Origin of the sequence: Staphylococcus borealis, assembly GCF_001224225.1 — a bacterium.
Classification (GTDB): domain Bacteria; phylum Bacillota; class Bacilli; order Staphylococcales; family Staphylococcaceae; genus Staphylococcus; species Staphylococcus borealis.
On sequence record NZ_CUEE01000014.1, the window covers coordinates 19357 to 40000 of the forward strand.

Here is a 20644-nt window from a genome sequence, read left to right on the forward strand (position 1 = left end):
TGAGTTGATTAGACACCTATATCAGGTGTGCGCAACGCTAATTATCCTTGCGGGGGTGGAATCATGGATTCGTTAAGAATTCTGTTCTGCCCCTTTTTTGTGTTATTATAGGGAATGTTATAGAATAAGGAATAATTGATATATGCACAATTCTATTCAGTTGATAGATATCATTATAAATGAAACACAATGGAGGTAACATCGTATGAAATGTATTGTGGGTCTTGGAAATATAGGTAAGCGATTTGAGTTAACAAGACACAATATCGGATTTGAAGTCATCGATTTTATTTTAGAGAAACACCATTTCTCATTAGATAAACAAAAATTTAAAGGTGCTTATACTATTGAACGTCTAAATGGCGAAAAGGTCCTATTTATTGAACCAATGACGATGATGAATCTTTCAGGTGAGGCAGTTGGGCCATTAATGGATTATTACAATGTTGAAGTGGAAGATTTAATTGTCTTATATGATGATTTAGATTTATCTCAAGGTCAAATCCGCTTGCGCCAAAAAGGTAGCGCTGGAGGACACAATGGTATGAAGTCTATAATTAAACATTTAGGTACAGATCAATTTAAACGTATTCGTATTGGTGTAGGGAGACCAACAAACGGTATGTCAGTACCTGATTATGTATTACAGAAATTCTCAAAAGAAGAAATGATCATTATGGATAAAGTGATTGAACATTCAGCACATGCAGTAGAAGCATTTATTGAAAGTTCACGCTTTGATCATGTAATGAATCAATATAACGGAGAAGTCAATTGAGACCTATTATTTCAGAGTATATTCAAAATGATAAACGTTTCCAAGAACTTGATGACGTCTTCGGCCAACAGAATATACTTGTCACTGGCCTTTCTCCCTCAGCAAAAGCAACGATTATTGCTGAAAAGTATTTAAAAGATCAAAAACAAATGTTGTTAATTACAAACAACTTATATCAAGCAGATAAATTAGAAACTGATATTTTACAATATGTCGATCATTCTGAAGTGTATAAATATCCTGTACAAGATATTATGACTGAAGAATTCTCAACGCAAAGCCCTCAACTTATGAGTGAACGTGTACGTACACTAACTGCATTAGCTCATAATAAGAAAGGGTTATTTATCGTTCCTTTAAATGGACTGAAAAAGTGGCTTACACCATTTGATTTATGGAAAGATCATCAACTCACACTCAAAGTAGGCGAAGACATCGACGTTGATGAATTCTTAAATAAATTAGTGAATATGGGGTATCGTCGTGAAAGTGTCGTATCACACATTGGTGAGTTCTCATTACGTGGCGGTATTATCGACATTTATCCACTCATAGGTCAACCTGTTCGAATCGAATTGTTTGATACTGAAGTTGATTCCATTCGCGACTTTGATGTTGAAACGCAACGTTCAAATGACAATATTGAAGAAGTTGCGATTACGACGGCAAGTGATTACATTATTACAGATGAGGTCATTCAACACTTACAAACTGAATTAAAGGCGGCATATGAAACAACACGTCCAAAAATTGATAAATCTGTCCGTAATGATTTGAAAGAGACTTATGAAAGTTTCAAATTGTTTGAAACGACGTTCTTTGATCATCAATTATTACGTCGTTTGGTGGCATTTATGTATGACCAGCCTTCAACACTAATTGACTATTTTGCAGAAGATGCCATCATTGTAACGGATGAATATAACCGTATTAAAGAAACTGAAAAGACATTAACAACTGAAGTGGACGACTTTATTCAGAACTTAATAGAAAGTGGAAATGGTTTTATGGGGCAATCATTTATGCAATATGATGGTTTTGAATCATTGCTAAAAGATTATCCAGTAACCTATTTCACTTTATTTACATCGACAATGCCTGTTCAGTTGCAACATATTATTAAATTTTCATGTAAACCAGTGCAACAATTCTACGGGCAATATGATATCATGCGTTCAGAATTCCAACGTTATGTGCACAATGACTACAACATTGTAGTGTTAGTAGAAACAGAAACGAAAGTTGAACGTATCCAATCAATGTTGAACGAGATGCATATACCAACTGTTACAAATGTTCATAATGACATTAAATCTGGACAAGTCATTGTTACAGAAGGCAGTCTATCAGAAGGTTTCGAATTACCCTATATGCAACTCGTTGTCATAACTGAGCGTGAATTGTTCAAGACTAAGCAAAAGAAACAACGTAAACGCACTAAGACGCTATCAAATGCTGAAAAAATCAAGTCATATCAAGACCTTAATGTGGGTGACTATGTTGTACATGTGCATCATGGGGTAGGTCGTTACTTAGGTGTTGAAACACTAGAAGTTGGCGATGTTCACCGAGATTATATTAAATTACAATATAAAGGCACAGACCAACTGTTTGTACCAGTTGATCAAATGGACCAAGTGCAAAAATATGTTGCTTCCGAAGATAAATCCCCTAAACTAAACAAACTTGGTGGTTCAGAATGGAAGAAAACAAAGGCTAAAGTTCAACAAAGTGTTGAAGATATTGCAGATGAATTAATCGCATTGTACAAAGAACGTGAAATGTCAGTAGGATACCAATACGGTGAAGATACTGCTGAGCAAAGTGCGTTTGAAATGGACTTCCCATACGAATTGACGCCAGACCAAGCGAAGTCGATTGACGAAATCAAAGGTGATATGGAACGCGAGCGTCCAATGGATCGCTTATTATGTGGAGACGTTGGTTATGGTAAGACAGAAGTTGCAGTAAGAGCAGCCTTTAAAGCTGTAATGGAAGGTAAACAGGTTGCATTTCTTGTTCCTACAACGATTTTAGCGCAACAACATTATGAAACTTTAATTGAACGTATGCAGGATTTTCCAGTACAAATTGAATTGATTAGTCGATTCCGTTCAACGAAAGAAGTCAAAGAAACAAAAGAAGGACTTAAATCAGGATATGTGGATATTGTAGTTGGAACACATAAATTGTTAGGCAAAGATATTCATTATAAAGACTTGGGCTTATTAATAGTTGATGAAGAACAACGCTTTGGTGTACGTCATAAAGAACGTATTAAGACAATGAAGACCAATGTTGATGTATTAACCTTAACTGCAACACCAATCCCAAGAACATTGCATATGAGTATGCTTGGTGTACGTGATTTATCAGTTATTGAAACACCTCCAGAGAATCGTTTTCCTGTACAAACTTATGTGTTAGAACAAAACAGTAATTTTATAAAAGAAGCATTAGAACGTGAATTATCACGTGACGGACAAGTATTCTATTTATATAACAGAGTGCAATCAATTTATGAAAAGCGTGAACAATTACAGATGTTAATGCCAGATGCTAATATTGCTGTTGCACATGGTCAGATGACAGAACGCGATCTTGAAGAAACAATGCTCAGTTTCATCAATGGCGAATTTGATATTTTAGTGACTACAACCATTATTGAAACAGGTGTGGATGTACCTAATGCGAACACGTTAATCATTGAAGAAGCGGATCGCTTTGGTTTAAGTCAATTGTATCAATTACGTGGTCGTGTAGGACGCTCAAGTCGTATCGGCTATGCCTACTTCTTACACGCCGCAAATAAAGTGTTAACTGAAACAGCAGAAGAAAGATTACAAGCGATTAAAGAATTTACTGAACTAGGTTCAGGGTTCAAAATTGCGATGCGAGATTTAAATATTCGTGGTGCCGGAAACTTACTTGGTAAACAACAACATGGCTTTATCGACTCTGTCGGATTCGACTTGTATTCACAAATGTTAGAAGAAGCGGTTAACGAAAAACGTGGCATCAAAGAAGAAGAACCAGATGCACCAGAAGTAGAAATGGAATTAAACTTAGACGCTTATTTACCAGCAGAATATATTCAAAACGAGCAAGCTAAAATTGAAATTTATAAAAAACTACGCAAAGTTGAAACGGAAGAACAATTATTTGATATTAAAGATGAGTTAATCGATCGCTTCAATGATTACCCAGTAGAAGTTGAACGTTTGCTTGAAATGGTGGAAATTAAAATACATGCACTACATGCTGGTGTAACTTTAATTAAGGATAAAGGTAAGCAAATTGAAGTGTCTTTATCAGCGAAAGCAACAGAACAAATCAATGGTGAAGTATTGTTTAAACAAACACAACCTTTAGGACGTGCGATGAAGCTTGGTGTTAAAGAGAACCGTATGCATGTCACGCTTACGAAATCTAAACAATGGTTAGATAATTTGAAATTCCTTGTGAAATGCCTTGAAGGAAGTATGACTATTGAAGATGAAGATTAAGAAGCTATCAGAGTCTAAATCGACACAATCGTTGTCATCTGAGTCTACGAATGAATTGACATACAGTAAACCTTCTAGACACACAGCATTTAATGGTGTTGTGATTCTAACCCTTGCGCTCGTCATCGTCAAAGTATTAAGTGCAATTTACCGAGTACCTTATCAAAATGTACTCGGTGATACGGGCTTATATGCGTATCAACAAGTTTATCCCATTGTGGCACTAGGTATGATTTTATCTATGAATGCTATTCCGAGTGCGGTTACGCAAACGTTTGGTATTAGTGGACAAGCTGCTTCGTTCTCCAAAGTACTGTTACGATTCCAAATGATAGGAATAACGATATTCATACTGCTCTTATTATTAGCGAATCCAGTGGCTGTATTAATGGGGGATTCAAGACTTGCGCCAATGTTAAGAATGGCAAGCTTAAGTTATCTGTTCATCGGCATACTAGGCGTGTGTCGTGGCTATTATCAAAGTCAAAGACGAATGAACATACCTGCTATTTCCCAGGTAATTGAACAAATGATTCGTGTTGGATTTATTATTGTAGCGATTGTTTTATTTATGATAAGAGATTGGTCCATATATCAAGCGGGTACGATTGCGATTTTAGCTTCTGCGCTTGGATTCTTAGGTTCAAGCCTCTTTTTAATAGTGATGAAACCTTTCGCCTTCAAAATGCAGAACATATCGGTGCATATACCTTGGAAAGACTTACTTATGGCTACGCTTGTGTTTGCATTGAGCCAGTTATTGGTTATATTATGGCAATTTGTAGATAGTTTTACCATTGTTCATACGTTACAATCACATGGTTTGCATTTTAAAGAAGCAATCATGCAAAAAGGAATATATGATCGTGGTGCTTCATTTATACAAATGGGATTAATTGTTACAACCACATTTAGCTTTGTGCTCATACCATTATTGACTGAGGCGATTGAACAACAAAATCAAGTAAAAATGAATCGTTATGCTAACGCATCGCTTAAGATTACGATTCTAATTAGTTCAGCAGCAGGTATAGGATTAATTAATTTATTGCCTATGATGAATGCGGTCTTCTTTAAGACGAATAGCTTAAGTTTCACACTTGGATTTTATATGTTAACTGTTATATGTGTGTCACTCATTATGATGGATATTGCATTGCTACAAGTACTTAATTGTATTCGCCCGATATTGATTGGAGTAATGGTTGGCTTAGTTGTGAAAGCTATACTGAACGTGTTGTTGATTTCGCAGTATGGCATTGCTGGCGCTAGTATAAGTACGGTTATGTCACTCGCTTGCTTTGGAGTCATATTGCATAGAGAGGTGCTTAAACAGTATCACTTTAATCGAATGAAACCTTTCATTTTGAAAATGATTACTGCATTAGCCGTCATGACAATCGTTATTCAAATCATTATGGCATTGTTACCTGTAGTAGGACGTATCGGTGGACTTATAATGTTGGTTATTGTAGCAATCCTAGGCGTTGCCGTATTATTGCTACTCGTGATGTACATGAATATTTTAAGTTATAGAGAATTAAAACATTTGCCATTTGGCGATAAGCTTTATCATATTAAGAAAGGACGACATTAATGACACATACAATTACAATTGTTGGTTTAGGTAACTACGGTTTAGATGAATTGCCACTTGGTATATATCGTTTCTTAATACAACAACCGCTTGTTTATACACGTACACTTGAACATCCTGTAATCAATCAATTACAAGATGAACTCAAATTTGAAAGCTTTGATACAGTTTATGAAGCAAACGAAGATTTTGATTCGGTTTATCAACAAATCGTCGACTTTTTAATAGAAAAAGCACAAGCACAAGACGTGGTCTATGCCGTGCATGGACATCCGCGAGTAGCTGAAACGACGACAGCCAAGTTGCTTGATTATCACGCACATCATCAAGACGTAGACGTTAAAATGCTAGGTGGTAAAAGTTTTATTGATGATATCTTTGCAGCAATCGATCAAGATCCTAATGATGGTTTTACTTTATTGGATGGAACTGCTTTAACAGAACAGTTACTCAATGTACGTACGCATACACTTATTACGCAAGTATACAGTGCTATGATTGCAGCAGATATTAAAATCACTTTAATGGAACATTATCCAGATGACTTCTTAGTAAAAATCGTGACTGGCGCGCACAGTACAGGGGCTAATGTACTGGAGGTGCCACTATTTGAGCTTGATCATCATGAGGATGCTTTTAATAATTTAACGAGTGTATATGTACCGAAAGTGACAAATGATGAAGCATTGTATCAGAATTTTGACTATGCAGTAGAAGTGATAGATCGCTTAGTAGATGATGAAACAGGTTGCCCATGGGATCGTGTTCAAACACATGACTCTCTTAAACGTTATTTATTAGAAGAGAGCTTCGAATTGTTTGAAGCGATAGATAATGAAGATGATTGGCACATGATAGAAGAATTAGGTGACATCTTACTGCAAGTGCTCTTGCATGCTAGTATTGGTAAAAAAGAAGGCTATATGGACATCCAAGAAATTATTGAGAGTCTCAGTGCTAAGATGATTCGTCGTCATCCACACATTTTCGGTGATGAAAATGCAGCATCCATAGAAGATTTAAATGACATTTGGCAGACAGCTAAGAGTAAAGAAGGTAAATCACCACGCGTTAAATTTGAGAAAGTATTTGCAGACCACTTCATGGCATTGTATGATAAAACCAAAAATAGGGATTTTGATGAAGAAACCCTTAGAAACTATTTGCAACAAGGGGAGAAAGATTCATGAGATTAGATAAATATTTAAAAGTATCACGGCTCGTTAAGCGTCGTACTTTGGCGAAAGAAATAAGTGACCAAGGTCGTATTACTGTAAATGGTAATGTAGCCAAAGCTGGGACAGATGTTAAAGTAGAAGATGAACTGGTTATTCGTTTCGGACAAAAGCTGGTTACAGTTAAAGTAACGGGTTTAAGTGAACATGCTTCTAAAGAAAACGCTAAAGGTATGTATGATTTAATTAAAGAAGAACGAATTAATCAAAATCAATTTGAAGAAGAATAGACTGAAGGAGGTGACAAGCAATGAGTAAAAAGGTAGAAAACATAGGAAACCAGTATACCTCCGAAAAAAACCGAAAGAAACAACGACAACAGAAAAAAATGCGAGTTGTTAGACGACGAGTGACCGTATTCGGTGGGATACTATTAGCGATCATTATTATTCTATCCATCATGCTTGTCGTCCAAAAACAAAGCAATGATAAAGCTGCAGTTGAGCGAAAGCATAAAGAGGAACAATTTCAAAAAAAACAAGATGAGGAAATCGCATTAAAAGAAGAGCTCAGTAATTTAAATAATAAGGACTACATTGAGAAGGTAGCAAGAGATGATTATTACTTGAGTAATAAAGGTGAAGTTATTTTTAAATTGCCTAATAACGATGATGATTCTAAATCAAAATCCTCAAATGACAACTGATAATATAAAAGATAATCGTTTTTCTTAAAGAAGAATGAATTATCTGGTTTTATAGCATTGTGAAAATATTAAAACAGGAATATAATAAGGTTAAAATCGAATCAAAATCGGGAGGATTTATTTAGAATATGTCAATCGAAGTAGGAAACAAGCTAAAAGGTAAAGTTACTGGTATCAAAAAATTTGGTGCATTCGTAGAATTACCTGAAGGAAAAAGTGGCTTAGTTCATATCAGTGAAGTGGCTGATAACTATGTTGAGAATGTTGAAGATCACCTATCAGTTGGAGACGAAGTTGAAGTTAAAGTCTTATCTATTGCAGATGACGGTAAAATTAGCCTTTCAATTAAAAAAGCCAAAGATCGTCCTCGTAGACCACAACATAAATCAAATCACAATAGACCACCACAACAAAAAGGTGAAGATTTCGAAAAGAAATTAAGCAATTTCTTGAAAGATAGTGAAGATAAATTAACATCTATTAAACGACAAACAGAATTAAGACGTGGCGGTAAAGGTTCAAGACGCTAATTTAAATATATTATTTATATGATTATAGGTAATAGCAAGGATGACATCATTATAGGTGACATTCACTACGAACATACATGGTTGTTGTCCTGTCGAATGGCCCTTTATTTATATATAAGATGTGTTATTTTTGCGGGGTGGAACTTAAAATTCAACAATGAATTTTAGTTCCACTCTTTTTTTGATGAGCGCATTACAGCACTGTAATACGTAATGTTCTAGGGATTATAAGGAGGTCTGAATGTTGAAAGTTAATACGTCGCTATGGAACAATACAGATCATATTGTGATTGCAGTTTCGACAGGTATAGATAGTATGTCACTGTTGCATCATTTACTTACACAATTATCACATACGTATAAACAATTGACTTGTCTACATGTTAATCACGGTTTACGAGAGGCATCGCATAAGGAAGAAGCATTTATAAAAGCGTTTTGTAAACAACACGCCATCCCTTGTTATGTGAAACGATTGAATTTAACCGATATCGTAGCACAGGGTAAGAGTATACAAGCTGACGCGCGTTATCTGCGTTATGAGTGGTTTGATGAAATGATGAAACAATTAAAGGCAGACGTATTGCTTACAGCACATCATTTAGATGATCAACTTGAAACCATTTTTTATCGACTGTTTACAGGGCGTTCTACGCGAAGCACTTTAGGAATAGACGTTCAATCGAAACGTCGTCACTATACAATAAGTCGCCCATTACTGGAAGTTTCAAAAGATGACATACGCGACTATCAGCACAAATATCAAGTGCCCTATTACGAGGATAGTTCAAATAGTGATAATAAATATGTTAGAAATGATATTCGTAATCGGTTATTACCAGCGATTAACCAAAATTTAGATCTTGATAGCACGCATTTACTAAAGCTAAAACGTTGGCACGACATCCAATTACGTGAAAGTCGAAAAAAAGCCGATGCTTTTATTGAACATGATATTTCAATCAATAATAATTCAACACAGATTCAGTGTGCACGACATGCATTTAATCAACTAGATGATATTACTAAAATGGTGTTATTAGATCAACTATTCAAACATCTTCAATTGGACAAGTCATTTTCAGAGAAACAATACCATGAATGGTTTGCTCAAATTGATAGTGAAATCGCACAATTTGAGATATCCCTTACTGAAAAATGGATAATTCAAATGGCATATGATAAATTTATTATATTGGCTAAAAATGAGCCGTCATTATTAGATAATCAAATTGTGAATCAGGCAAATACATATCGTTTCGGATCCTATCATATCGTTATTCATCCAACGATACCCCATGACCAATTACCGTTATTGATACGAACACGTCGCAATGGAGATAAAGTCGAACTGAATGGACAACAAGGCCATAAAAAAGTAGGGCGTTTGTTTATAGATTATAAAATTCCAAATGATGCGCGCATGCAAATGCCAGTAATTGAAAATCAACACCATCAAATTATTGCTGTAGGTAATATATATATTGCTCAAGCATATAATCAACATATCGAAATCAAAAAAATTGGAGATGAATGATTAATGAAAGATGATTTAAAGGAAATTTTATTAACTGAAGAAGATATTCAAGATATTTGTAAAGATTTAGGTGAACAGTTAACTAGAGATTACAAAGATAAACCACTTGTCTGCGTTGGTATTTTAAAAGGTTCTGTTATGTTTATGGCCGACTTAATTAAACGTATTGATACACATTTAGCAATTGATTTTATGGATGTTTCAAGCTACCATGGTGGGACTGAATCAACAGGGGAAGTCCAAATATTAAAAGATTTAGGTTCATCTATTGAAAATAAAGATGTCCTCATTATTGAAGATATTTTAGAAACAGGTACGACATTGAAATCCATTACTGAATTATTACAATCTCGTAAAGTTAACTCACTTGAAATTGTCACCTTATTAGATAAACCAAATCGACGTAAAGCTGATATTGAAGCGAAATATGTCGGCAAGAAAATTCCTGATGAATTTGTTGTAGGGTATGGTTTAGATTACGCTGAACATTATAGAAATTTACCGTATATCGGCACATTAAAACCAGAAATTTATAACAAGTAAGCGACATTTATTTAGTTGTTAATATAATTAAATCGTGTTTAAGATATAATAACTATACTTAAATGTAGAATTAGTGTAGACTCATTTTATATGCTTAAACTTGACTTAGAAAAACAAATCATTTTTAGGGAATTTAAGTTTTAAAAAGTTTGATAACACAAGGATTTTGAAAAGTATTACAAAAGTTGAAATGCTAGCCTTTAAGAGAAGTATTGTGTTACAATTTTTGTTAGCTTTATTATAGAAATAGGAGGAAATGACGCATGCAAAAAGCTTTTCGCAATGTGCTTGTTATCGCAATTATTGGCGTTATTATATTCGGCGTATTTTCTTACATAAATGGGAACGGTAATACTCCGAAACAACTTTCCTATTCACAGTTTGTAGAGAAATTGGATAAGGGTGACTTGAAAACCTTAGAAATCCAACCTGAACAAAATGTGTACTTGGTAAGTGGTAAAACAAAAAATGATGAAGATTATGCTTCAACAATTTTATACAATAACGAAAAAGACTTACAAAAAATTACAGATGAAGCCAAAAGCCAAAAAGGACTAGATTTTAAAGTTAAAGAAGAAGAGAAACAAAGCGTCTTCGTAAGTATGTTGACGACATTAATTCCTGTATTGATTATTGCTTTCTTATTTATTTTCTTCCTTAGCCAAGCACAAGGTGGCGGCGGTGGCGGTCGTATGATGAACTTTGGTAAATCTAAAGCTAAAATGTACGATAACCAAAAACGTCGTGTACGATTCTCAGATGTTGCTGGTGCAGATGAAGAAAAGCAAGAGTTAATTGAAATTGTAGATTTCTTAAAAGATAATAAGAAATTTAAACAAATGGGTTCAAGAATACCTAAAGGTGTATTACTTGTCGGCCCTCCTGGTACAGGTAAAACATTATTAGCGCGTGCCGTAGCTGGTGAAGCTGGTGCACCATTCTTCTCAATCAGTGGTTCAGACTTCGTTGAGATGTTTGTGGGTGTCGGTGCAAGCCGTGTACGTGACCTATTCGAAAATGCTAAAAAGAATGCGCCATGTATCATCTTTATCGATGAAATAGATGCAGTTGGACGTCAACGTGGTGCAGGTGTTGGTGGCGGTCATGATGAACGTGAACAAACACTTAACCAATTACTAGTTGAAATGGATGGTTTCGGTGAAAATGAAGGTATTATCATGATTGCTGCAACTAACCGTCCTGATATCTTAGACCCAGCGTTATTACGTCCTGGTCGTTTTGATAGACAAATTCAAGTTGGTCGTCCAGATGTTAAAGGTCGTGAAGCTATACTTCACGTACATGCTAAAAATAAACCACTTGATGAAACAGTTGACTTAAAAGCCATTTCACAAAGAACGCCTGGTTTCTCAGGTGCAGATTTAGAGAACTTATTAAATGAAGCGTCTTTAATTGCTGCGCGTGAAGGTAAAAATAAAATTGATATGCGTGATATCGAAGAAGCTACAGACCGAGTTATCGCTGGACCAGCTAAAAAATCACGTGTTATTTCTGACAAAGAACGTAATATTGTAGCTCATCATGAGGCAGGTCATACGGTCATTGGTATGGTGCTTGATGAAGCGGAAGTTGTGCATAAAGTAACGATTGTTCCACGTGGACAAGCTGGTGGTTATGCAATGATGTTACCAAAACAAGATCGCTTCTTAATGACAGAACCTGAATTACTAGATAAAATTTGTGGTCTATTAGGTGGTCGTGTATCAGAAGATATTAACTTCCATGAAGTATCAACGGGTGCATCAAATGACTTTGAAAGAGCAACACAAATTGCACGTTCTATGGTTACTGAATATGGTATGAGTGAAAAACTTGGACCATTACAATTCTCATCTAGCGGTGGTGGACAAGTCTTCTTAGGTAAAGATATGCAAGGTGAACCTAATTATTCTGGTCAAATCGCTTATGAAATTGATAAAGAAGTTCAACGTATTATTAAAGAACAATATGAACGTTGTAAACAAATCTTATTAGAACATGAAAAAGAACTTAAACTTATCGCTAAAACATTGTTAACAGAAGAAACATTAGTAGCAGAACAAATCCGTTCATTATTCTATGATGGTGTATTACCAGAAGTAGATTACGATGCTGCGCGCGTTGTTAAAGATGAAGATTCTGACTTTAGCGAAGGTAAATATGGTAAATCTTACGATGATATTCGCGAAGAACAACTAGAAGAAGGAAAAGAAGATATGCGAGAAGATCGTAAAGAGGATAACGATATTAATCGTGAACGTAGACATCGTCAAAGAGATGGTAGAGATAATCATGCAGGACATGATCAACTACGTGACGGTTCAAACGGAGATACGGATCAACATCGTGGCCATTCAAGTGATGAAGATGAAACAGGTTATGAGCAATCTCCTAATATTGACAAACCATATAATCCGAATGATCCAAACAACCCTAACAATCGATAAGGTTTAGCTGGATTGTTATCTCCTTTGAGTAGGGCATTACGCCTTAGTCGAAGGAGATTTTTTTAATATGAAAGGATAGTTAAAATAACAATAATAATGTTGAAAGCAAGTTACTTCATATTCTTATTGAACAAGTGTAGAATAAGTATCCTTAAAGGAAAATATTAGAAGTAAATGAATGATTCAAGTATAAATATTAGCAATATAAAAATAGATGTATTAAAGGAGTATACAAAGATGACACATGATTATATCGTTAAATCATTAGCGTTTGATGGAGAAATACGTGCATATGCTGCACTCACAACTGAATCAGTACAAGAGGCGCAAACACGTCACTATACTTGGCCGACAGCATCAGCTGCAATGGGCAGAACAATGACTGCAACTTTATTAATGGGTTCAATGTTGAAAGGCGATCAAAAATTAACTGTAACAGTTGATGGTAAAGGTCCTATCGGCAGAATCATTGCAGATGCAGATGCTGAAGGAAATGTACGTGCTTACGTTGATAAACCACAAACACATTTCCCTTTAAATGAACAAGGTAAATTAGATGTAAGAAGAGCGGTAGGCACAGACGGTTCAATTCAAGTAGTCAAAGACGTTGGTATGAAAGATTATTTCTCTGGTGCAAGCCCAATTGTATCAGGTGAATTGGGAGAAGATTTCACATACTATTTTGCGACAAGTGAACAAACACCTTCTTCAGTAGGATTAGGCGTGTTAGTAAATCCAGACAATTCTATTAAAGCTGCTGGAGGATTCATTATTCAAGTGATGCCTGGCGCACAAGATGAAACAGTTACTAAATTAGAAAATGCTATTAGTAATATGCAACCTGTATCTAAACTAATTGAACAAGGCTTGACGCCAGAAGGTATTTTAAATGAGATACTTGGAGAAGACAATGTTCAAATTTTAGAGACTATGCCTGCACAGTTTGAATGTAATTGCAGCCATGAGAAGTTTCTAAATGCGATTAAAGGTTTAGGTGAAGCTGAAGTTCAAGATATGATTAAAGAAGATCATGGTGCTGAAGCAGTTTGTCACTTCTGTGGTAACAAATACAGTTATTCAGAAGCAGAACTAGAAGAATTATTAGCTTCAATGCAGGCATAATTGTATAACTGAAAAGAGAATTCAAGGCGATGAACCATCACGTGTTTATTGCCTTTTTTACAGGGAAGATAAATGAATGTGGAAGTAAAATGTAACTTCAAGTCTAAATATGAAAGAATTATCTTTGTCTTTTTAGAAAATTCTGATAGAATATAATTATATCCGATAAAAAAACTAAGTTTTAAATATGAAAGTAAAAGGAGCGTTTTTTCAATGGCACAAAAACCAGTAGATAACATTACTCAAATTATTGGCAATACACCGGTAGTAAAATTAAGAAACGTTGTAGATGAAGATGCAGCAGATGTATACGTAAAATTAGAATACCAAAATCCAGGTGGTTCAGTAAAAGACCGTATCGCATTAGCTATGATTGAAAAAGCTGAAAAAGAAGGCAAAATTAAACCAGGTGATACAATCGTAGAACCAACAAGTGGTAACACTGGTATCGGTTTAGCTTTCGTATGTGCAGCTAAAGGCTATAAAGCAGTATTTACAATGCCTGAAACAATGAGTTCTGAACGTCGTAACTTATTAAAAGCTTATGGTGCAAAATTAGTCTTAACACCAGGTTCAGAAGCTATGAAAGGCGCTATCAAAAAAGCAAAAGAATTAAAAGAAGAACATGGTTACTTCGAACCACAACAATTCGAAAACCCAGCAAACCCTGAAATCCATGCTTTAACGACTGGCCCAGAATTAGTTGAGCAATTTGAAGGTAAACAAATTGATGCTTTCTTAGCAGGTGTAGGTACAGGTGGTACTTTATCTGGTGTAGGTAAAGTCTTAAAAGAAAAATACCCTAACGTTGAAATCGTTGCTATCGAACCTGAAGCATCACCAGTATTAAGTGGTGGTGAACCTGGACCACACAAATTGCAAGGTTTAGGTGCAGGATTTGTACCAGATACTTTAGATACAAATATTTACGATAGTATTATCAAAGTTGACAATGATACAGCTATGGAAACATCACGTCGTGTTGCTAAAGAAGAAGGTATCTTGGCAGGTATTTCTTCAGGTGCTGCGATCCATGCTGCAATCCAAAAAGCAAAAGAATTAGGTAAAGGTAAAACAGTTGTAACAGTATTACCAAGTAATGGTGAACGTTACTTATCTACACCTTTATATTCATTTGATGATTAATCAATAATTAAGATTTTTATCAGTCTGAGATATAAATAATATAATGATGCTACTTTGCAAATTCGCAGTAGCTGACAGAACTAAGATGTGCTTAAGTTAAGCTTCTCTCAGTTATAGTCATCCTTACGGGGGTGGGGCAACGAATTTAAATGAATTCTGTCCTACTCCCGTTCTTTTTTCTAAAAAAACACCCCAATTAAATTCAATGAAAGCTATAGATGTTTGGATGTCGATTATAAACACTGAAATGTTTGGTAAATGAGTGTATCATTAGTATGTGAATATTAAGTCAACGTAGTTATTATGCTACAAATCATTTTCAAAAGGACGAAGGGTGACGTGACAAGAATGACTAAAACAAAAATTATGGGCATATTAAATGTAACACCGGATTCATTCTCTGATGGTGGTAAGTACAATTCGGTAGATAAAGCAGTTGCACGTGCAAAAGAGATGGTAGAAGAGGGCGTGGATATTATAGACGTTGGAGGTATATCTACACGACCAGGTTTTACAGAAATTTCAACAGAAGAAGAGATTGAACGTGTCGTTCCTGTAGTGGAAGAACTTATAAAATTAAATGTTCAACTTTCAATTGATACATATCGCAGTGAAGTAGCAGAAGCATGTTTGAAATTAGGGGCTACAATGATTAATGACCAATGGGCAGGCTTATACGACCCTAAAATACTTGATGTTGTAGCTGCTTATGATGCTGAAATTGTATTAATGCACAATGGTGATGGACATCGTGATCAACCAGTTGTCGAAGAGATGTTGTTATCACTTATTACGCAAGCGAACAAAGCTGAAATGGCAGGTATCCCTAAGCACAAAATATGGCTAGATCCAGGAATTGGATTTGCGAAAACGCGTGAAGAAGAAAATGAAGTAATGGCACGTTTAGATGAACTGGTTGCAACAGAGTATCCTGTTTTATTGGCAACGAGTCGTAAACGTTTCATCAAAGAAATGATTGGTACCGAAACGAAGGCACTAGAACGTGATGAGGCCACAGCTGCAACAACAGCTTATGGTATAATGAAAGGCGTCAAAGCCGTGCGTGTACATAATGTTCAATTAAACGCTCGATTAGGCCAAAGTATGGATTTCTTAAAGGAGAATGACGATGAACGACACAATCTTTCTTAATGGTATGAGATTTTACGCCTATCACGGCGCATTACCTGCTGAAAATGAGATAGGTCAAATCTTTGTAGTAGATGTTACTTTGAAAGTAGACTTAGCTGAAGCGGGTCAATCTGATAAAGTGGTTGATACTGTACATTATGGTGAAGTGTTTGAAGATGTGAAAGAAATCGTTGAAGGTCCACCATGTAATTTAATCGAACATCTAGCTGAACGTATTGCAAAACGTATAAATTCACACTATAATCGTGTAATGGAAACGAAAGTCAGAATCACTAAAGAAAATCCGCCTATCCCAGGTCATTATGACGGTGTAGGTATAGAAATAGTGAGGGAGAATCGTTAAATGGTACAAGCGTATTTAGGCTTAGGAAGTAATATTGGTGATAGGGAACAGCAATTACAAGAAGCTATTAAAATCATTGATAGTATAGACGGTGTTACTGTAACTCAAATTTCTCCAATATATGAGACTGCACCAGTAGGCTATACAGAGCAACCCAATTTTTTAAATTTGTGTTTAGAAATTGAAACAGAATTACAGCCCAAAGTACTACTTAAACATTGCTTAGAAACTGAACAGCGATTGCATCGCGTTAGAGACATACGTTGGGGTCCAAGAACATTAGATGTCGATATTTTATTATATGGAGATAAAGTAATAGAAGAAGATGACCTTGAAGTGCCTCATCCGCGTATGGGTGAACGTGCTTTTGTATTAATACCATTGAATGATATTGCATCTACTCAAATAGAACCTCGTTCAAATACACGTATCTCTGATTTAGTTAAACCAGATGATACTGTTAAGAAATATAAAGGTTAAGTACTAAGCTTTGGGTAAGTATAATATCCTTAGGCTATATTGCAGCTTTGCTATAGTAGACTAATCTGAGAAGACATTTTATCAAGTATTTCTCAACACGAAGCGCACCATTTGAAATGCGAATATAAAGAATATCATAATTTTAAAGTGATAAAGGTAACGAATTTCCATAAAAAGCGTAAAGAAATATCACTAAATAGGCTATAAGATTTCTTATAAGCATTTTAAAAATGATCCATGGAACATTTATCATAAAAAAGAAGTTTAAAGGAGAGAAAGTTATGTCAGAAGAAATGAATGACCAAATGCAGGTCCGTCGTCAAAAACTACAAGAATTAATTGATTTAGGAATCGATCCTTTTGGGAAACGTTTTGAACGTTCAGCTACTGCTAGCGAATTAAAAGCACAATGGGATGAGTTCTCTAAAGAAGCATTACATGAAAAAGAAGACGAAAGTCATGTGTCAATTGCAGGTCGTTTAATGACTAAACGTGGTAAAGGTAAAGCTGGTTTCGCACATGTTCAAGATTTAACTGGCCAAATTCAAATTTATGTGCGTAAAGACCAAATTGGCGAAGAAGATTTCGATAATTTATGGAAAGGTGCAGACTTAGGTGATATCGTTGGCATTGAAGGTGTCATGTTCAAAACGAATACAGGCGAGCTATCAGTAAAAGCTAAAACATTCACTTTATTATCTAAAGCGCTAAGACCTTTACCTGATAAATTCCATGGTTTACAAGATATCGAACAACGTTACCGTCAACGTTATTTAGATTTGATCACTAACCAAGATAGTACTCAAACATTTATTAATCGCAGTAAAATCATTCAAGAAATGCGTAACTACTTAAATAAACAAGGTTTCTTAGAAGTTGAAACACCAATGATGCATCAAATCGCAGGTGGGGCAGCTGCACGTCCATTTGTTACACACCATAATGCATTAGACGCAACACTATATATGCGTATTGCAATCGAATTGCACTTGAAACGTTTAATCGTTGGTGGACTTGAGAAAGTATATGAAATAGGACGCGTATTCCGTAATGAAGGTGTATCAACACGTCATAACCCAGAATTCACTATGATTGAATTATACGAAGCTTATGCTGATTACCATGATATTATGGACTTAACAGAGTCTATGGTTAGACATATTGCTCAAGAAGTCCTTGGTTCTGCAAAAGTTCAATATAACGGAGAAGAAATTGATTTAGAGTCTGCTTGGACACGTCTTCATATTGTTGATGCTGTAAAAGAAGCAACAGGTGTAGACTTCTATCAAATTAAAACTGATGAAGAAGCTATCGCAGCAGCGAACGAACATGGTATTGAAATTACAGATAATATGAAGTATGGCCATATTTTAAATGAATTTTTTGAACAAAAAGTTGAAGAAACATTAATTCAACCAACATTTATTTATGGACATCCAATTGAAATTTCTCCATTAGCGAAGAAAAACCCAGAAGATCCTAGATTCACGGATCGTTTCGAACTATTCATCGTAGGTAGAGAACACGCTAATGCATTTACTGAATTAAATGATCCAATTGATCAACGTGAACGTTTCGAAGCGCAATTAGTTGAAAAAGCGCAAGGAAATGATGAAGCACATGAAATGGATGAAGACTACATTGAAGCATTAGAGTACGGTATGCCTCCAACAGGTGGATTAGGTATCGGAATCGATCGCTTAGTTATGTTATTAACTGACTCTCCATCTATTAGAGACGTATTATTATTCCCTTACATGAGACAGAAATAGATCGTATTTAATATTTGAGATGGGAGTAGGACAGAAATAATATTTTCCAAAATTTATTTCGTTGTCCGGCACCCATCTTGTTTTGTTTGTAGCAATTTTTATGATATTTTCTTAGCCAGTGCCCGTCGACAAGGATGACTAGGCTTGAAAAAGTCTGAGATGAGCCACTTTTAAATCAGTCAGCTGCTGCCAAGATGATATATTTGACTGAGACATTTCAATTTGTCCCAGTCATTTTTTTATTATATATATGCTGAATGAAACGAAAATGAGTTAAATAGATAGAATAGGTAAGTATATAGGCATTGAATATTAGATGACTTAAAGTGACTTAGATATTATTTGAGAAAAGATGTTACAAAAGTAAAAAAGAGTGGAGAAATTATAATAAAATAGTTTAAAAAAGGTATGGTCATTGTACTTGTGATGTGCTAACATAGTAAAAGTGTTCAAAAGAAGTCGAAGCAACAAATGATAAACTTATTAAATTAAAAAAGTTTTAAAAAACTGTTGACTTTACCTTTTGAATGTTGTAAGATATAAAAGTCGTCAAAAACGAAAGTTAATTTTGTAAAAGACTTGTAAAGATAACTTTAACAAAGTGTAAAATTAACTATTGAAAATTAAAATAATTGACATTATAATTAATTGAGTAAGTTATTGTCTGGTGACAATGGCAAGGAGGTCACACCTGTTCCCATGCCGAACACAGAAGTTAAGCTCCTTAGCGCCGATGGTAGTTGGATTTACGTTCCGCTAGAGTAGGACGTTGCCAGGCTTACATGTTGGAGAATTAGCTCAGCTGGGAGAGCATCTGCCTTACAAGCAGAGGGTCGGCGGTTCGAACCCGTCATTCTCCACCATTCTTAATTAATTTGCCGGCCTAGCTCAATTGGTAGAGCAACTGACTTGTAATCAGTAGGTTGGGGGTTCAAGTCCTCTGGCCGGCACCATCTTTGAGCCATTAGCTCAGTTGGTAGAGCATCTGACTTTTAATCAGAGGGTCAGAGGTTCGAATCCTCTATGGCTCATACGATTATTTTAATAGCCACATGCGGAAGTAGTTCAGTGGTAGAACACCACCTTGCCAAGGTGGGGGTCGCGGGTTCGAATCCCGTCTTCCGCTCCATTATATTGCCGGGGTGGCGGAACTGGCAGACGCACAGGACTTAAAATCCTGCGGTGAGAGATCACCGTACCGGTTCGATTCCGGTCCTCGGCACCATCTTAAATATAGCGCCCGTAGCTCAACTGGATAGAGCGTTTGACTACGGATCAAGAGGTTATGGGTTCGACTCCTATCGGGCGCGCCATTTAAATTTTATTTATTATTTAATTACATACGGGAAGTAGCTCAGCTTGGTAGAGCACTTGGTTTGGGACCAAGGGGTCGCAGGTTCGAATCCTGTCTTCCCGACTTCTTAAATAATATGGGGGCTTAGCTCAGCTGGGAGAGCGCCTGCTTTGCACGCAGGAGGTCAGCGGTTCGATCCCGCTAGTCTCCACCATTTATAATAATTAAATGAACATTGAAAACTGAATGACAATATGTCAACGTTAATTCCAATAAACAGTAACTTAAATGTTACAAACACTATTTAGTATTATGAGCTAATCAAACATCATAAATTTTTATGGAGAGTTTGATCCTGGCTCAGGATGAACGCTGGCGGCGTGCCTAATACATGCAAGTCGAGCGAACAGACAAGGAGCTTGCTCCTTTGACGTTAGCGGCGGACGGGTGAGTAACACGTGGGTAACCTACCTATAAGACTGGGATAACTTCGGGAAACCGGAGCTAATACCGGAT

The 20644-nt window shown here is 35.8% G+C and carries 16 protein-coding genes, 8 tRNA genes and 2 rRNA genes (1 of these 26 cut by a window edge); all 26 read left to right on the top strand.

The features are described from left to right. The first annotated feature begins 205 nt into the window (after positions 1–205). Positions 206–778, top strand: a complete 573-nt coding sequence (gene pth, locus AK212_RS12020) for an aminoacyl-tRNA hydrolase (RefSeq protein WP_053031322.1) — start codon at positions 206–208, stop codon at positions 776–778. Next, positions 775–4284 (top strand): transcription-repair coupling factor, encoded by a 3510-nt coding sequence (mfd, locus tag AK212_RS12025; protein WP_053031324.1) that lies wholly within the window; start codon positions 775–777, stop codon positions 4282–4284. Before pth ends, mfd begins: the two co-directional genes overlap by 4 nt. Continuing rightward, positions 4268–5881, top strand: coding sequence for a polysaccharide biosynthesis protein (locus AK212_RS12030; protein WP_053031326.1), 1614 nt, complete (start codon positions 4268–4270; stop codon positions 5879–5881). Before mfd ends, AK212_RS12030 begins: the two co-directional genes overlap by 17 nt. Further along, positions 5881–7071, top strand: coding sequence for a MazG nucleotide pyrophosphohydrolase domain-containing protein (locus tag AK212_RS12035; RefSeq protein ID WP_053031328.1), 1191 nt, complete (start codon positions 5881–5883; stop codon positions 7069–7071). Before AK212_RS12030 ends, AK212_RS12035 begins: the two co-directional genes overlap by 1 nt. Beyond that, the gene (locus AK212_RS12040) at positions 7068–7346 is read left to right on the top strand and encodes an RNA-binding S4 domain-containing protein (protein ID WP_037537011.1); all 279 of its coding nucleotides are present in this window, start codon (positions 7068–7070) and stop codon (positions 7344–7346) included. Before AK212_RS12035 ends, AK212_RS12040 begins: the two co-directional genes overlap by 4 nt. Positions 7347–7366: 20 nt before the next feature. Continuing rightward, positions 7367–7762 (top strand): cell division protein DivIC, encoded by a 396-nt coding sequence (gene divIC / locus AK212_RS12045; protein WP_053031330.1) that lies wholly within the window; start codon positions 7367–7369, stop codon positions 7760–7762. 128 nt (positions 7763–7890) lie between these two features. Beyond that, entirely contained in the window at positions 7891–8292 is a 402-nt protein-coding gene (locus tag AK212_RS12050) for a S1 domain-containing RNA-binding protein (protein WP_053031332.1), read from the top strand. Between the two features lie 244 nt (positions 8293–8536). Then, positions 8537–9829, top strand: a complete 1293-nt coding sequence (tilS, locus tag AK212_RS12055) for a tRNA lysidine(34) synthetase TilS (RefSeq protein WP_414609950.1) — start codon at positions 8537–8539, stop codon at positions 9827–9829. A 3-nt stretch (positions 9830–9832) separates the two neighbouring features. Further along, on the top strand, positions 9833–10372 hold the full coding sequence (hpt, locus tag AK212_RS12060) for a hypoxanthine phosphoribosyltransferase (RefSeq protein WP_053031336.1): 540 nt from the start codon (positions 9833–9835) through the stop codon (positions 10370–10372). Positions 10373–10635: 263 nt separating this feature from the next. Next, positions 10636–12819, top strand: a complete 2184-nt coding sequence (gene ftsH / locus AK212_RS12065; protein WP_053031338.1) for an ATP-dependent zinc metalloprotease FtsH — start codon at positions 10636–10638, stop codon at positions 12817–12819. A 237-nt stretch (positions 12820–13056) separates the two neighbouring features. Then, positions 13057–13941 carry an Hsp33 family molecular chaperone HslO gene (hslO, locus tag AK212_RS12070; protein ID WP_053031340.1) on the top strand — a complete coding sequence of 295 codons (885 nt, stop codon included), beginning with the start codon at positions 13057–13059 and terminating at the stop codon, positions 13939–13941. 213 nt (positions 13942–14154) lie between these two features. Continuing rightward, entirely contained in the window at positions 14155–15087 is a 933-nt protein-coding gene (gene cysK, locus AK212_RS12075) for a cysteine synthase A (RefSeq protein WP_053031342.1), read from the top strand. A 348-nt stretch (positions 15088–15435) separates the two neighbouring features. Then, entirely contained in the window at positions 15436–16239 is an 804-nt protein-coding gene (gene folP, locus AK212_RS12080; RefSeq protein WP_053031345.1) for a dihydropteroate synthase, read from the top strand. Next, the gene (gene folB, locus AK212_RS12085; RefSeq protein ID WP_053031347.1) at positions 16217–16582 is read left to right on the top strand and encodes a dihydroneopterin aldolase; all 366 of its coding nucleotides are present in this window, start codon (positions 16217–16219) and stop codon (positions 16580–16582) included. Before folP ends, folB begins: the two co-directional genes overlap by 23 nt. Continuing rightward, the gene (gene folK / locus AK212_RS12090) at positions 16583–17062 is read left to right on the top strand and encodes a 2-amino-4-hydroxy-6-hydroxymethyldihydropteridine diphosphokinase (protein WP_053031349.1); all 480 of its coding nucleotides are present in this window, start codon (positions 16583–16585) and stop codon (positions 17060–17062) included. Positions 17063–17343: 281 nt separating this feature from the next. After that, positions 17344–18834, top strand: coding sequence for a lysine--tRNA ligase (gene lysS / locus AK212_RS12095; RefSeq protein WP_053031351.1), 1491 nt, complete (start codon positions 17344–17346; stop codon positions 18832–18834). 663 nt (positions 18835–19497) lie between these two features. After that, positions 19498–19612 (top strand): 5S ribosomal RNA (gene rrf, locus AK212_RS12100). Between the two features lie 9 nt (positions 19613–19621). Further along, positions 19622–19697 (top strand) — tRNA-Val (locus AK212_RS12105). 14 nt (positions 19698–19711) lie between these two features. Next, positions 19712–19787, top strand: a tRNA-Thr gene (locus AK212_RS12110). Positions 19788–19792: 5 nt separating this feature from the next. After that, positions 19793–19865, top strand: a tRNA-Lys gene (locus AK212_RS12115). A 23-nt stretch (positions 19866–19888) separates the two neighbouring features. Beyond that, positions 19889–19963, top strand: a tRNA-Gly gene (locus AK212_RS12120). A 7-nt stretch (positions 19964–19970) separates the two neighbouring features. Next, positions 19971–20059, top strand: a tRNA-Leu gene (locus AK212_RS12125). 11 nt (positions 20060–20070) lie between these two features. Continuing rightward, a tRNA-Arg gene (locus AK212_RS12130) sits at positions 20071–20147 on the top strand. A 30-nt stretch (positions 20148–20177) separates the two neighbouring features. Next, positions 20178–20251 (top strand) — tRNA-Pro (locus AK212_RS12135). A gap of 15 nt (positions 20252–20266) precedes the next feature. Further along, positions 20267–20342, top strand: a tRNA-Ala gene (locus tag AK212_RS12140). 123 nt (positions 20343–20465) lie between these two features. Then, a 16S ribosomal RNA gene (locus tag AK212_RS12145) occupies positions 20466–20644 on the top strand (it continues 1372 nt past the right edge of the window).

Excerpts from the sequence above, each read along its gene's own strand:
- pth (WP_053031322.1), top strand. The coding sequence starts at position 206 with ATGAAATGTATTGTGGGTCTTGGAAATATAGGTAAGCGATTTGAGTTA.
- AK212_RS12035 (WP_053031328.1), top strand. The coding sequence starts at position 5,881 with ATGACACATACAATTACAATTGTTGGTTTAGGTAACTACGGTTTAGAT.
- AK212_RS12040 (WP_037537011.1), top strand. The coding sequence starts at position 7,068 with ATGAGATTAGATAAATATTTAAAAGTATCACGGCTCGTTAAGCGTCGT.
- divIC (WP_053031330.1), top strand. The coding sequence starts at position 7,367 with ATGAGTAAAAAGGTAGAAAACATAGGAAACCAGTATACCTCCGAAAAA.
- AK212_RS12050 (WP_053031332.1), top strand. The coding sequence starts at position 7,891 with ATGTCAATCGAAGTAGGAAACAAGCTAAAAGGTAAAGTTACTGGTATC.
- hpt (WP_053031336.1), top strand. The coding sequence starts at position 9,833 with ATGAAAGATGATTTAAAGGAAATTTTATTAACTGAAGAAGATATTCAA.
- ftsH (WP_053031338.1), top strand. The coding sequence starts at position 10,636 with ATGCAAAAAGCTTTTCGCAATGTGCTTGTTATCGCAATTATTGGCGTT.
- hslO (WP_053031340.1), top strand. The coding sequence starts at position 13,057 with ATGACACATGATTATATCGTTAAATCATTAGCGTTTGATGGAGAAATA.
- cysK (WP_053031342.1), top strand. The coding sequence starts at position 14,155 with ATGGCACAAAAACCAGTAGATAACATTACTCAAATTATTGGCAATACA.
- folP (WP_053031345.1), top strand. The coding sequence starts at position 15,436 with ATGACTAAAACAAAAATTATGGGCATATTAAATGTAACACCGGATTCA.
- folB (WP_053031347.1), top strand. The coding sequence starts at position 16,217 with ATGAACGACACAATCTTTCTTAATGGTATGAGATTTTACGCCTATCAC.
- folK (WP_053031349.1), top strand. The coding sequence starts at position 16,583 with ATGGTACAAGCGTATTTAGGCTTAGGAAGTAATATTGGTGATAGGGAA.
- lysS (WP_053031351.1), top strand. The coding sequence starts at position 17,344 with ATGTCAGAAGAAATGAATGACCAAATGCAGGTCCGTCGTCAAAAACTA.